The organism is Curtobacterium sp. VKM Ac-2884 (assembly GCF_015350945.1).
Classification (GTDB): Bacteria; Actinomycetota; Actinomycetes; order Actinomycetales; family Microbacteriaceae; genus Curtobacterium.
This window is the reverse complement of record NZ_JADKSA010000005.1, coordinates 361,981-373,886: the sequence shown is the minus strand read 5'-3', so window position 1 is coordinate 373,886 and position 11,906 is coordinate 361,981. Positions and strand designations below refer to the sequence as shown.

At 70.2% G+C, this 11,906-nt stretch carries 13 protein-coding genes and 1 tRNA gene; 9 read left to right on the top strand and 5 right to left on the bottom strand.

Features of this window, described 5'->3' with window-relative positions; genetic code table 11:
• The first annotated feature begins 4 nt into the window (after positions 1-4).
• Positions 5-343, top strand: a complete 339-nt coding sequence (locus ITJ60_RS15605; protein ID WP_194648579.1) for a MoaF-related domain-containing protein — start codon at positions 5-7, stop codon at positions 341-343.
• Positions 344-352: 9 nt separating this feature from the next.
• Here ITJ60_RS15605 and ITJ60_RS15600 read toward each other — a convergent pair whose 3' ends face one another.
• A complete protein-coding gene (locus ITJ60_RS15600) occupies positions 353-1,321 on the bottom strand; it encodes an aldo/keto reductase (RefSeq protein WP_194648578.1) in 969 nt (322 codons plus the stop codon).
• Positions 1,322-1,453: 132 nt separating this feature from the next.
• A complete protein-coding gene (locus ITJ60_RS15595; protein WP_194648577.1) occupies positions 1,454-2,203 on the bottom strand; it encodes a carboxymuconolactone decarboxylase family protein in 750 nt (249 codons plus the stop codon).
• A gap of 173 nt (positions 2,204-2,376) precedes the next feature.
• Between ITJ60_RS15595 and ITJ60_RS15590 the strand changes: the two genes are divergently transcribed.
• Both ITJ60_RS15590 and ITJ60_RS15585 read left to right on the top strand, forming a co-directional pair.
• Entirely contained in the window at positions 2,377-2,751 is a 375-nt protein-coding gene (locus ITJ60_RS15590) for a DUF2255 family protein (protein ID WP_194648576.1), read from the top strand.
• A gap of 128 nt (positions 2,752-2,879) precedes the next feature.
• Entirely contained in the window at positions 2,880-3,773 is an 894-nt protein-coding gene (locus tag ITJ60_RS15585; RefSeq protein WP_123671900.1) for a helix-turn-helix transcriptional regulator, read from the top strand.
• 20 nt (positions 3,774-3,793) lie between these two features.
• Here ITJ60_RS15585 and ITJ60_RS15580 read toward each other — a convergent pair whose 3' ends face one another.
• Positions 3,794-5,167 carry an MFS transporter gene (locus tag ITJ60_RS15580; RefSeq protein WP_323749196.1) on the bottom strand — a complete coding sequence of 458 codons (1,374 nt, stop codon included), beginning with the start codon at positions 5,165-5,167 and terminating at the stop codon, positions 3,794-3,796.
• Positions 5,168-5,246: 79 nt separating this feature from the next.
• Between ITJ60_RS15580 and ITJ60_RS15575 the strand changes: the two genes are divergently transcribed.
• The 4 genes from ITJ60_RS15575 (at position 5,247) to ITJ60_RS15560 (ending at position 9,373) form a co-directional block, all read left to right on the top strand.
• Positions 5,247-6,848, top strand: a complete 1,602-nt coding sequence (locus tag ITJ60_RS15575) for an alpha-L-fucosidase (protein ID WP_194648575.1) — start codon at positions 5,247-5,249, stop codon at positions 6,846-6,848.
• Between the two features lie 178 nt (positions 6,849-7,026).
• On the top strand, positions 7,027-7,653 hold the full coding sequence (locus tag ITJ60_RS15570) for an ABC transporter permease (protein WP_307860918.1): 627 nt from the start codon (positions 7,027-7,029) through the stop codon (positions 7,651-7,653).
• Positions 7,654-7,655: 2 nt separating this feature from the next.
• Entirely contained in the window at positions 7,656-8,435 is a 780-nt protein-coding gene (locus ITJ60_RS15565) for an ABC transporter permease (protein WP_123310133.1), read from the top strand.
• Positions 8,435-9,373 carry an ABC transporter substrate-binding protein gene (locus ITJ60_RS15560; protein WP_194648574.1) on the top strand — a complete coding sequence of 313 codons (939 nt, stop codon included), beginning with the start codon at positions 8,435-8,437 and terminating at the stop codon, positions 9,371-9,373. Before ITJ60_RS15565 ends, ITJ60_RS15560 begins: the two co-directional genes overlap by 1 nt.
• Positions 9,374-9,443: 70 nt before the next feature.
• Here ITJ60_RS15560 and ITJ60_RS15555 read toward each other — a convergent pair.
• Positions 9,444-9,515, bottom strand: a tRNA-Gln gene (locus ITJ60_RS15555).
• Positions 9,516-9,594: 79 nt separating this feature from the next.
• Between ITJ60_RS15555 and ITJ60_RS15550 the strand changes: the two genes are divergently transcribed.
• Complete coding sequence (locus ITJ60_RS15550; RefSeq protein ID WP_194648573.1) at positions 9,595-10,089, top strand: MarR family winged helix-turn-helix transcriptional regulator; 495 nt, start codon at positions 9,595-9,597, stop codon at positions 10,087-10,089.
• A gap of 10 nt (positions 10,090-10,099) precedes the next feature.
• On the top strand, positions 10,100-10,540 hold the full coding sequence (locus ITJ60_RS15545) for a VOC family protein (RefSeq protein WP_123293714.1): 441 nt from the start codon (positions 10,100-10,102) through the stop codon (positions 10,538-10,540).
• Positions 10,541-10,546: 6 nt separating this feature from the next.
• Here ITJ60_RS15545 and ITJ60_RS15540 read toward each other — a convergent pair whose 3' ends face one another.
• Positions 10,547-11,893 (bottom strand): ABC-F family ATP-binding cassette domain-containing protein, encoded by a 1,347-nt coding sequence (locus ITJ60_RS15540; RefSeq protein WP_416371916.1) that lies wholly within the window; start codon positions 11,891-11,893, stop codon positions 10,547-10,549.
• Positions 11,894-11,906: the final 13 nt, after the last annotated feature.

Genomic DNA, 11,906 nt, shown 5'->3' with positions numbered 1-11,906 from the left:
ACGCATGGACACCACCGCAACCCTCCCCGCCGTCGGACAGACCTGGCTCGCTGACCTCGGCCCGGACACCCCCCTCGGACACTTCACCGTCGAGATCACCTTCGACACGGAGACCCAGGTCACCTTCCACGTCACCGGCGGTGCCATCGCCGGACGGACCGAGACGATGCCGTACACGACCACGAAGGTGCGGGACGGGCTCTACGTCGTCCGGTGGACGGAAGTCGACGCGGGCGACCACGTCACCCACATCGAGGACTACGACGCCGGGACCTGCATGGCCAGCTCCGTGGTGGGCGGGGAGTTCATCCAGCTCAGCGGCACCTGGACACGCGTCCGCTGAGCGTCGCGCTCACCACCAGAACGGCGCTTGCGGCTGGTACGGCGCCTCGATCGCGGCCACTTCGTCGTCGGTGAGGTCGATGTCGAGCGCGGCGACGGCGTCCTCCAGGTGGTTCGGCTTGGTCGCGCCGACGACGGGTGCGGAGACGACCGGGTTCCGCAGCACCCAGGCGAGCGCGACCTGGGCCATCGGGACGCCCCGGTCCTCGGCGATTCGCTGCACCGCGTCGATGACGGGTCCGTCGGCATCGGAGTCGAACGCCTTGGCGACCTCGTCCACGCTCGAGCGTGCCGTCTCGACGCCGCGTGGGCGGGTGAGCCGCCCCTTCGCGTTCGGGGAGTACGGAACGAGGCCGACGCCCTGGTCGACGCACATCGGGATCATCTCCCGCTCTTCCTCACGCTTGAGGGCGTTGTACTGGTCCTGCATCGTCGCGAACGGCGTCCACCCGTTCACCGTCGCAGCGGTCTGCATCTTCGCGAACTGCCAGGCCCACATCGACGAGGCGCCGAGGTAGCGGACCTTGCCCGCCCGCACCAGGTCGTGCAGCGTCGCCATGGTCTCCTCGACCGGGGTCTCCGGGTCGAACCGGTGGATCTGGTACAGGTCGATGTAGTCGGTGCCGAGGCGGGAGAGCGACGCGTCGACCTGTTCGAGGATCGCCCCGCGCGAGAGGCCCGAACCGCCGGGGCCGTCGTGCATCTTCCCCGACACCTTCGTCGCGAGGACGATGTCCTCACGTCGTGAGAACTCGCGGACCGCGCGCCCCACGAACTCCTCGCTCGAACCCTGCTGGTAGACGTTCGCGGTGTCCCAGAAGGTGATGCCGAGCTCGACCGCCTGCCGGAAGAACCCGCGGGCGGCGTCCTCGTCGATGGTCCAGGAGTGCAGACCCCGAGCGGGGTCGCCGTAGCTCATGCAGCCGAGGGCGAGACGACTCACGACGAGTCCGGTCGATCCGAGACGGGTGTGGTGCACGGTGTCCTGCTTCCGGTGGTGTGCGGCTGCGGCGACGGACGACGCCACTGGACGGGGGTCGTTCCCGCGTCACGTTCGACCCTAGGGAAGAGGAGCCGAGCACGGGGTGCACCAGTGGGGCACCGCTGTGGCTCAGGCCGCCGCGGGCGCACCCTTCTCGACGGCGGCCAGGCCGTTGAGGGTGCGCGGGTAGCCGATGTACGGCAGGAGCGCCGTGAGCACGTCGAGCATCTCGGCGCGCGTGTTGCCGACGTTCTGGTTGGCGGTGACGTGCGCGGCGACCTGGCCGTCCGCTCCCCCGAGCGCGACGAGCACCGCGAACGTCAGGAGTTCTCGCTGCCGGACGTCGAGACCGGTCCGCGTGTAGTAGTCGCCGAAGCAGTTCGCGGACAGGAACCGCTGGAAGCGCGCCGCATCGCTCGGGGCGTTCGCGTACATGGCGTCGACCGTGTCACCACCGACGATCTCCCGCTGTGTCGCGATACCGCGCTCGGTCCGGTCCGCAGCGGTCGTGGTCGCCTGCGACCGGAGCCGTGGTGCGGTCCCGCGCGCGGTCAGCACCTCGTTCACCGCCGCCAGGAAGCCCAGGCTGCGGCCGATCCCGACGTAGGCGCCGGCCTGGTACACAACCTCCTTCACAGCGACCGGTGACACACCGGCGTCGAGCGCAGCGTCGAGGAGCACCCGGAACGGTTCGGCGGCACCGACGGCGACCAGGGCGCCGAGCTGGTACTGCAGGCGATCGGTCGCGTCGAGTGCGCTCTCCGCGACCGTCTCCGTGAAGGTGAACGCTCCGATGCGTTCGACGAACTCCGGGTCCGTCGTGCTGAATGCTCCGAGCAGCGCATCGTGCTCGGCGTTCGTGGACTGGTTCGTCGTCATCGGTGTTTCCTCCGCTGTTCCGTGGGTCACTCGCGTGGGTCGCTGACGAGCGAACACCGCACCGGACACGGCTGGGATGCACCGTCGAGAGGTGCTCCACGAGGGCATCCCTCGACCATCCACCCCCTCGTACGGTGGTGGAGCAGAGCACTGGCCCGACGAACAGGATGAACATGTCCGACTGGAACCCCGACACCATCGCGGCGATCGCCACCTCCGACGACCTCCACGTCAGCCCGTTCCGGGCGGACGGCACGACGTACGGCAGGCCGACCTGGATCTGGTCGGTCGTCGTCGACGACGACCTCTACGTCCGCGCCTACAACGGGCAACGTTCCCGCTGGTACCGCTCCGCGATCGAACAGGGCGCCGGCAGGATCAGCGCCGCAGGGACGGAGCACGAGGTGGTGTTCGAATCCATCGGCCCCGACCTGAACAGCCGGATCGACCTCGCGTACGAGACGAAGTACGCCGGCAGCCCGTACCTCCCGCCGATGCTGCAGGACGGCCCCACCTCGGCGACCGTCCGGATCAGTCCGCGCGCGTGATCACGCGCGGGGCGCGTTGGACGCACCACAGATCGGACGGGAGGCGCGGTGCCAGCTGACACCGTGCCTCCCGTCCGGTGTCCTGGCAGTGCACCCCGCGCCCCGGCGCGGCCTCGTAGGGTCGCCTCATGAGCACGAACCGCGACGACGTCAAGGACTTCCTCGTCAGCCGCCGTGCCCGGGTGCGCCCGGACCAGGTGGGCCTGCCCGGTGGGCCCAACCGGCGCGTGGCCGGGCTCCGCCGCAGTGAGGTCGCGATGCTCGCCGACGTCAGTGTGGAGTACTACTCGCGGCTCGAGCGCGGCAGCCTCTCCGGAGTCTCCGACGGCGTCCTGCACGCCATCGCCGGTGCGCTGCTCCTCGACGACGCGGAGCGCGACCACCTGTTCGACCTCGCACGAGCGGCGAACGCCTCCCCGGTCCGTGGACAACGCCGTGCAGCGACGCCGAAGACCCTGCGCGTCGGGCTGCAGTACACACTCGACGCGTTCACCGGCGGCCCGGCGTTCATCCGCAACGACCGACTCGACCTGCTCGGTGCGAACGCGCTCGGCCGGGCGCTCTACGCGGACCTGTTCCGGAAGGCGGAGCGGCCGAACCTCGCTCGCGCCGCCTTCCTGGACCGGGACTGGGCCGACGCGTTCCACCCGGACTGGGACGTCGCCGCCGACCAGAGCGTCGCGATCCTCCGCACTGCGGCCGGCCACGACCCCCACGACGAGGACCTGCAGGCCCTGATCGGTGAGCTCTCGACGCGCAGCGCGGAGTTCCGCGCGAAGTGGGGTGCGCACGACGTCCGTCGGCACGCCACGGGCGAGAAGCACTTCGTCCACCCCGTCGTCGGTGCCCTCGACCTGCACTTCGAGGCGTCACGGCTCATGAGCGACCCGCGCTTGAGCCTCCTGCTGTACAGCGCGGAGCCGGGGTCACCGACCGCTGACGCGCTCCGCCTGCTCGGGTCCGTCGCCGCGACGGAGCAGCGCGACACCGCCGAGCGCCCTGGGACCGACGTCCGGAGCTGACGCTGCATCGTCGCCCGCGGTCACTCGGTCCTGATGCGGATCGCTGCGAGAGCAGCGACGAGGAGCACCACGGCGGCGACCACGAAGCTGGTCTGCGTCCCGACGACGAACTGCGACCGGTCGGCCAGGAACGCCCCGAAGACCGCGATCGCCACCGCCCCACCGACCTGCCGGAAGGTGTTGAACACCGCACTCGCCGTCCCCGACCGTTCAGCGGGGACGCTGGCGAGGACGACCGACGTCGCGGGCGGCATCGCGACCGATCCGCCCGCGCCGGTCAGGATCGTGCACACCGCGACCGCGACGACCGAGTCGAGGGGCGCGAGCACGATCATCACGACGAGACCGAGCACCATCGTGGTGAGTCCCGCGACCACGGGGACCCGAGCGCCGAACCGGTTCACGAGGGTGCCGCTGACGACGTTGCCGACGATGCTGAACGCTGCGGACGGCAGGAACACCAGCCCCGCGGCCAGGGGGGACAGTCCGAGGTGCTGTTGCAGGTAGAGACTCAGGACGAAGACGCTGCCGAAGTTGCCGACCATGAACGCGAACCCGACGCCGAGCGCGATCCGCATCCCACCGGAACGGAACAGGTCGAGCGGCATCATCGGGTTCCGACCGTGGGCTTGCACGAGCAGGAACCCGACGACCGCGGCAGCAGCGACGAGCAGTGCGACGACCACGTCCCAGCGGCCGAAGCCGGACGCACCGCCTTCGATGAGCCCGAAGACGAGGCCGCCGAGCGCGAGCAGGGCGAGGACCTGACCTGCCGCGTCGAACCGGGCCGCTCGTCGAGGCGACGGTGCCACCCGGACGAGCATCCCGAGCATCACGGCGCACACCGGCAGGTTGATGGCGAACACGAGGCGCCAGTCGAGCGTCGTCAGCGCGCCGCCGAGGATCGGCCCGACCGCCCCGGCGACCGCACCGCCGACGGCCCAGATGCCGAGGGCGTGCGCCCGCTCGCGCGCCTCGGGGAACGCCTGGCGGATGAGCGCCATCGAGGCGGGCAGCATCACCGCGGCGGCCGCGCCCTGGACCGCACGCGCCGCGATCAACGCGCCGAGCGACGGGGCGAGGGCACACGCGACGGACGCCACGAGGAACCCGGCGATGCCCCAGCCGATCGCCCGCTTCGCGCCGATCCGTTCGGACAGGTTGCCGGCGAACAGCAGCAACGAGGCGAACAGCAGCGTGTACGCGTCGATCACCCACTGCAACCCCGACGTGCTGCCACCGAGCTCCCGGCCGATCGTCGTCAGCGCGACGTTCACGATGAGGATGTCGAGCGTGATGAGGAAGAAGCCGAGCGAGGCGAGCACGAGCGTCAGCCGCGCGGCGCGGCGCGGGCCCTGCTCGGTCGGGACGTCGGCTGCGGTCGGAGCGGTCACGGTTCGATGCTCCCCTGGCCGTGCTCGTCGGGGGATGCCCTGACCGGGAACCCCTCACGCCAGACCGAACAGACATAGGATGTCTCACGCTCCCGACATCGCCGTCGCGGGCCGCCGCAACCGATCGGAGCACGTCGTGCACGAACCGCTCACCCCGCTGGACCCGACCACGCTGCCCGAGCCCGTGGACGTGTCGGACAACACCGCGGCCCTGGCCGCGGTCGACGCCGTCGTGCGCTCGGGTCCGTACGACGCGACCTGGTCGTCCCTGCAGCAGTACCGCGCACCGCTCTGGTACCAGGACGCCAAGTTCGGGATCTTCGTCCACTGGGGCGTCTTCTCGGTCCCCGCGTTCCGGAACGAGTGGTACTCCCGCGACATGTACCGCGCCGGGACGCCCGAGTTCGCGCACCACGTCGAGACCTACGGCCCGCACGACGAGTTCGGGTACAAGGACTTCATCCCCTCGTTCACGATGGAGCACTTCGACGCCGCGGCGTGGGTCCGGGTGTTCCGCGAGGCCGGCGCGCAGTTCGTCGTCCCGGTCGCCGAGCACCACGACGGCTTCGCGATGTACGACACCGACCGTTCCCGCTGGAGTGCCGCGCAGCTCGGGCCCAGGCGTGACGTGTTCGGCGAGCTCCTCGTCGCGGCGGACGAGGCATGGATGGTCCGCGGCGCGTCGTCCCACCGTGCCGAGCACTGGTTCTTCATGAACGGCGGGACGAAGACGCCGTCGGACGTGCTCGATCCGCGGTACACCGACTTCTACGGTCCGGCGCAGCGCGAGGAGACCGCCCCGAACGAGCGCTTCCTGGAGGACTGGCTGCTCCGCACCGTCGAGCTCGTCGACAAGTACCGCCCGCAGGTGCTCTGGTTCGACTGGTGGATCGAGCAGCCCGCGTTCCAGCCGTACGTCCGGACCCTCGCGGCCTACTACTACAACCGCGCCGCCGAGTGGGGCCGCGAGGTCGTCATCAACTACAAGTGGGAGACCTTCGCCCCGGGCAGCGCCGTGTACGACATCGAGCGCGGAGCGATGGCTGGCACACCCGAGACCGTCTGGCAGAACGACACCGCGATCGCCAAGACCGCGTGGAGCTGGATCGAGGGCCACGACTACAAGACCGTGCGCGACCTGGTCGCCGAACTCGTCGACGTGGTCGCGAAGAACGGTGTGCTGCTGCTCAACACCGGGCCGAAGGCCGACGGCACCCTGCCCGAGGCCGAGGTCCGCATCCTGCGCGGCATCGGCTCGTGGCTCGCGGTGAACGGTGAGGCGATCTACGGCACCCGGCCGTGGACGATCTCGGGCGAGGGGCCGACCACTCGTCCCGCCGGCTCGTTCGTGGACGCCGACACGGTCGAGTACACCGCCGAGGACGTCCGGTTCACCACGCGCCACGACGTCACCGGCGACGCCGTCTACGCGACCCTGCTGGCCGATCCCGACGAGGGGTCGGCCCGCATCCGGGCGTTCGGGTCGGCCTCGGGCCTGCTCGGCCGCACCATCCGGTCCGTCGCCGTGCTCGGCCACTCCGGCGAGGTCGACTGGGAGCAGCGCCCCGAAGCGCTCGTGGTCGCGCTCGACGGCATCACCAGCGTCGACTCCGGTCCGGTGGTCCGAGTGCGACTCGCTCCGGTGGTCGAGCAGGAGCGGCAGGACTTCCTGCACCAGTGACCGGGGAAGCCGGCCCGGGGACGCCGGCGCGACGATCCGTCGCGGTCAGAACGGTGCGGCGCGACTACTCTGAGGCGGACGGTCGTCCGACGAGGATTGGGATGCTGACCTGAACTGGATCATCGCGAACTTCGGTCTCGTCTGGGGCCTCACCGTCACCCACGCGGGTCTCGCGGGCGTGCCCATCGTCCTCGGGTTCGTCGTGGCGGTGCCCTTGGGGTGGGTGGCGAACCGGTGGCAGGCAGTCCGATCGGTCATCGTCGGCGGCGGCAGTCTGCTCTACACGATCCCGTCCCTGCCGCTCTTCGTGATCCTGCCCTACCTGCTCGGCACCCGCATCACGGATCCGGTGAACATCGTGGTGGGGCTGTCCGTGTACGCGGTCGCCATCATGGTGCGGTTGGCAGCTGACGCGTTCGCCGCCGTTCCGGCGGACGTCGTCGACTCGGCCACCTCGGTGGGGTACTCCGCCTGGGGACGTTTCTGGACGGTCGAGCTCCCGTTGGCGGGTCCCGTCCTCCTCGCGGGGATGCGGGTGGTCTCGGCGAGCACCGTCGCCCTGGTCTCGGTCGGCGCCCTGGTCGGTTCCGCGAACATCGGGTTCCTGTTCACGGACGGGCGACAGCGTCAGTTCCTCGAGGAGATCCTGGTCGGCGTGGCAGCGAGTCTCTTCGTCGCACTGGTCTTCGACACCGTCCTGGTGGCGCTCGGGCGCGTCCTGATGCCGTGGTCGCGACGGATCCAGGTGCGGTCGCGTCGGTCGCGCCGTCGGGCCGCGCTGGCGACGATCGAACGGGGGGCCTGACCGTGCAGTTCTTCCTCCATGCCGTCGCCTGGCTCCTCGACCCGGCGAACTACCGCCCTGGCCTGCAGACCCCGCTCCCGATCCAGGACCGGATCGGCGAACACCTGCTGTACACGTTCATCTCGGTCGCCATCGCCGCCCTGATCGCGCTGCCACTGGGCCTGTACATCGGTCACACCGGGCGCGGGCGCAGCTTCGTCATCGCCTTCAGTGGCTCCATGCGCGCGCTGCCGACGCTGGGCCTGCTCGGCACCCTCTTCGTCATCATCGGGATGACCGTGCCGTTCACGCAGACCGCCTTCATCGCGTCCATCATCGCGTTCGTCGTCCTGGCGATCCCCTCGATCCTCGCCGGGGCGTACTCCGGTGTGGAGTCCGTGGATCCGCAGACGGTGGACGCCGCGCGCTCGGTGGGGATGACCGAGTTGCAGATCCTGCTCAAGGTCGAGGTGCCGCTGTCACTGCCGCTGATCATCGGCGGGATCCGTGCCTCGGTCCTCCAGGTCATCGCGACCGTCGTGATCGCGTCGTACATCTCGCTGGGCGGCCTCGGCGCGATCATCTCGACGGGCATCAGCCTGAACGACAACGACCTCATCCTCGGTGGTGCGTTGCTCGTGACGGTCCTCGCCCTCGTGATCGACGGCTTGTTCGCCCTCGCCCAACACCTCACCCGCCGCGGCCCCGAGGGGCAGACCCGCCGGCGCCGCACACACGTCCGCGCGCTGCCACTCCGGCGCCGCGCGGTGACGGCACTCTCCGTCGACGAAAGGGACCACTGATGTTCACAGCAGGCACCAGGACACGCATCCTCGCGGGTGTGATCGCGGTCGGGGCGATCGTGGCACTCTCCGGTTGTTCCACCTCAGACCCCACGAAGCCGGCGTCGGGCGGGGGCGACGGATCGGGCAGCACGCCGATCGTGGTCGGTTCGTTCAACTTCCCGGAGAGCGAGATCCTGGGCAACATGTACGCGCTCGTCCTGAAGGACGCCGGGTTCGACGTGACGACCAAGTTCAACCTCGGCCCGCGGCAGACCACGATCCCCGCGCTCAAGGACGGTTCGATCAACCTCATGCCGGAGTACAACGGCAACCTGCTGTTCTTCTACGACACCAAGGCCACCGCGAAGACGACAGCGGAGGTCGACGCCGCGCTGAAGACCGAGATCCCGAAGGACTTCCAGGTGCTCGAGCCGTCTCCGGCCGAGGACAAGGACGCCTACGTCGTGACCCAGGCCGAGGCCGAGGAGAACGGCCTCACGTCGATCGGTGACCTCTCCAAGATCGAGCCGTTCTCGCTCGGTGCCAACCCGCAGTTCGGCACCCTTCCGTACGGCATCCCCGGGCTCAAGTCCACGTACGGCGTGGACAAGGTCACGTTCAAGTCGATCGAGGACTACGGCGGGCCCGACACGGTCAAGGCACTCGTCGACGACACCGTGCAGGTGGCCGACATCTACACGACGTCACCCGACCTCGTGACGAAGAAGCTGCTCGTGCTGAAGGACCCCGAGAACCTGATCGCGTCGCAGAACATCCTGCCGTTCCTGAACAAGGACATCTACAGCGCGAAGCTCGCGTCGACGTTGAACAAGCTGTCCGAGAAGCTGACGACCGATGACCTCATCGAGCTGCGCAACCGTGTCGAGGGCAGCGAGAAGGCGCAGGCCGCGACCGCCGCGAAGGACTGGCTGACCAAGGAGGGGCTGCTCAAGTAGCCCGGGAACGACGCCGGGTGCGGCGAGGCGGGGCTGCGCGCAGGAGCACCCCGCCCGCCACGGCCGTCGGCTCCGCCTCCAGGATTCGAACCCGGACCTAACGGCACCAAAGGCCGTCGTGCTGCCATTACACCAAGGCGGAACGCACCCGTGGGTGCTCGTCCATCCTCCCATGACCGACGAGGCTGGCCGTCCGCCCCGGGTTCGGCCAAGATGGAGGGATGCCGCACCAGGACGAGGTCGACCGGATCGTCGCGGCGTGGGGGCGTGAACGTGCCGACCTCGACTTCGGCCCGCTCGAGGTCCTGTCCCGCGTCGACCGGCTCGCGCGGCACCTGGACCGCGCGCGGCGAGCGGCGTTCGACGCGGGTGACATGGAGCCGTGGGAGTTCGACGTGCTGTCGGCCCTGCGACGGGCGGGTGAGCCGTACGAGCTGAGTCCGAAGACCTTGCTGCAGCAGACCCTGGTGTCGAGCGGCACGATGACGAACCGGGTCGACCGTCTGACGGCGCGTGGGCTCGTGGGGCGTCGGACGGACCCGAAGGACGGCCGCGGCATCCTCGTGTCCCTGACGACGAAGGGCCGGGTCGCGGTCGACGCCGCCATCGCGGACCTGTTGACGGCCGAGCGGGACATCCTGTCCGGGGTGTCCGACGCCGAGCAGGACCAGCTGGCCGGGCTGCTCCGGCGGCTCATCCTGGGCCTCGGGGACTAGTCTCCGGCCCATGCACGCGATCACCCTGGCCGTCGCCGACGTCGCACGATCGGCGGACTTCTACCGCGCCCTGCTCGGGATCGAGGGCAGCGGCGTCATCGGCACCGAGTACCCGCCGACCGAGACCGAAGCGGGCGGCACCACGGCGATGTTCACCCTGGACGACGGTCTGATCGTCAGCGTCTACGGGCGGGACGACATGGCGAAGGACTCTGGTGTTGCCCTCGCCGACGGCCCCGCGGCGACGATCGGGCACTTCGTCGACAGTCAGGCCGACGCCGAAGCGTTCCTCGACCGGGCCCGGATCGCCGGCGCGACGATGCTCGCGGCGCCGTACACGCGGCCGTGGGGCATGTGGTCCGGTTTCTTCCAGGACCCGGACGGCCACCTGTGGGAGGTCGTCGCGAACCCCGGCGGCGGGGCCCCCGAGGACGCGAAGCCAGCCGAGTAGACCCGCTCAGACCCCGAGCAGCTCCGCGACCTCGAGCCAGCGCTCCTCGAGCTGCTCGATCTCGGCCTCGTGCGCCGCGAGCTTCGCCTGCAGCTCGCCGAGCCCGGCGTAGTCGGACTGGTCGTGGGTGGCGAAGTCGTCGAGCAGCTTCTTCCGGTCCGCTCCGACCTTCGCGATCTTGCGGTCCAGCGCCGACATCTCCTTCTCGGCCGTCCGACGCTCCGCGCCCGACAGCCCCGAGGCGGCCGCAGCCGACGCGCCGGGACCGGCCGGTGCACTGGACCCGGCCACGGCACCGGCCGAGCCGGTCCCGCCAGCGGTGTCGGGCCTCCCGGCAGACGCGGCGGCAGCCGCAGAAGCGGTCCCGCCACCGGTGCCGGCCGCACGCAGCCGCATGTACTCGTCGACGCCGCCGGGCAGGTGCCGCAGGTGCCCGCCGAGCACGGCGTACTGCTGGTCGGTGACGCGCTCGAGCAGGTACCGGTCGTGGGAGACGACCAGCAGGGTGCCCGGCCAGGTGTCGAGCAGGTCCTCCATGGCCGCGAGCATGTCCGTGTCGAGGTCGTTCGTGGGCTCGTCGAGGATCAGCACGTTCGGCTCGTCGAGCAGGATGAGCATGAGCTGCAGGCGGCGCTTCTGGCCACCGGACAGGTCCTTGACCGGCGTGGAGAGCTGCTCCGCCGTGAAGCCGAGACGCTCGAGCAGCTGCGCCGGCGTCATCTCCTTGCCGTCGGCGACGTAGCTCGTCTTCTTGCGGGCGACGACCTCGCGCACGCGGTCGTCCGCGAACTGCGCCAGATCGGCGAGCTGCTGGTCGAGGATCGCGACCTGCACGGTCTTGCCGGTCTTCACCCGGCCGCTCGTGGGCGCGAGCGTGCCGGAGACGAGGTTGAGCAGCGTCGACTTGCCGGCGCCGTTCGGGCCGAGGATGCCGGTCCGCTCCCCCGGTGCGATGCGCCACTCGATGCGGTCGAGGATCTGGGTGCCGTCGAACGAGACGCTGACGTCGAGCAGGTCGACGACGTCCTTGCCGAGGCGGGCGGTCGCCGTCTTCGCCAGCGCGACCGTGTCGCGGATCGGCGGGACGTCGTCGATCAGGGCGTTCGCGGCGTCGATGCGGAACTTCGGCTTGCTCGTCCGGGCCGGTGCGCCGCGGCGCAGCCACGCGAGCTCCTTGCGGGCCAGGTTCTGGCGGCGCTGCTCGCTGGCGGCTGCCTGCCGGTCGCGCTCGACGCGCTGCAGGATGTACGCCGCGTAGCCGCCCTCGAACGGGTCGACGACGCCGTCGTGCACCTCCCACGTGTCGGTCGACACCGCGTCGAGGAACCACCGGTCGTGCGTCACGACCACCATCCCGCCCTGGTTC

Coding starts and splice junctions, on each gene's coding strand:
- ITJ60_RS15605 (WP_194648579.1), top strand. CDS start 5: ATGGACACCACCGCAACCCTCCCCGCCGTCGGACAGACCTGGCTCGCT.
- ITJ60_RS15595 (WP_194648577.1), bottom strand. CDS start 2,203: ATGACGACGAACCAGTCCACGAACGCCGAGCACGATGCGCTGCTCGGA.
- ITJ60_RS15590 (WP_194648576.1), top strand. CDS start 2,377: ATGTCCGACTGGAACCCCGACACCATCGCGGCGATCGCCACCTCCGAC.
- ITJ60_RS15585 (WP_123671900.1), top strand. CDS start 2,880: ATGAGCACGAACCGCGACGACGTCAAGGACTTCCTCGTCAGCCGCCGT.
- ITJ60_RS15575 (WP_194648575.1), top strand. CDS start 5,247: ATGTCTCACGCTCCCGACATCGCCGTCGCGGGCCGCCGCAACCGATCG.
- ITJ60_RS15560 (WP_194648574.1), top strand. CDS start 8,435: ATGTTCACAGCAGGCACCAGGACACGCATCCTCGCGGGTGTGATCGCG.
- ITJ60_RS15550 (WP_194648573.1), top strand. CDS start 9,595: ATGCCGCACCAGGACGAGGTCGACCGGATCGTCGCGGCGTGGGGGCGT.
- ITJ60_RS15545 (WP_123293714.1), top strand. CDS start 10,100: ATGCACGCGATCACCCTGGCCGTCGCCGACGTCGCACGATCGGCGGAC.
- ITJ60_RS15540 (WP_416371916.1), bottom strand. CDS start 11,893: ATGGTGGTCGTGACGCACGACCGGTGGTTCCTCGACGCGGTGTCGACC.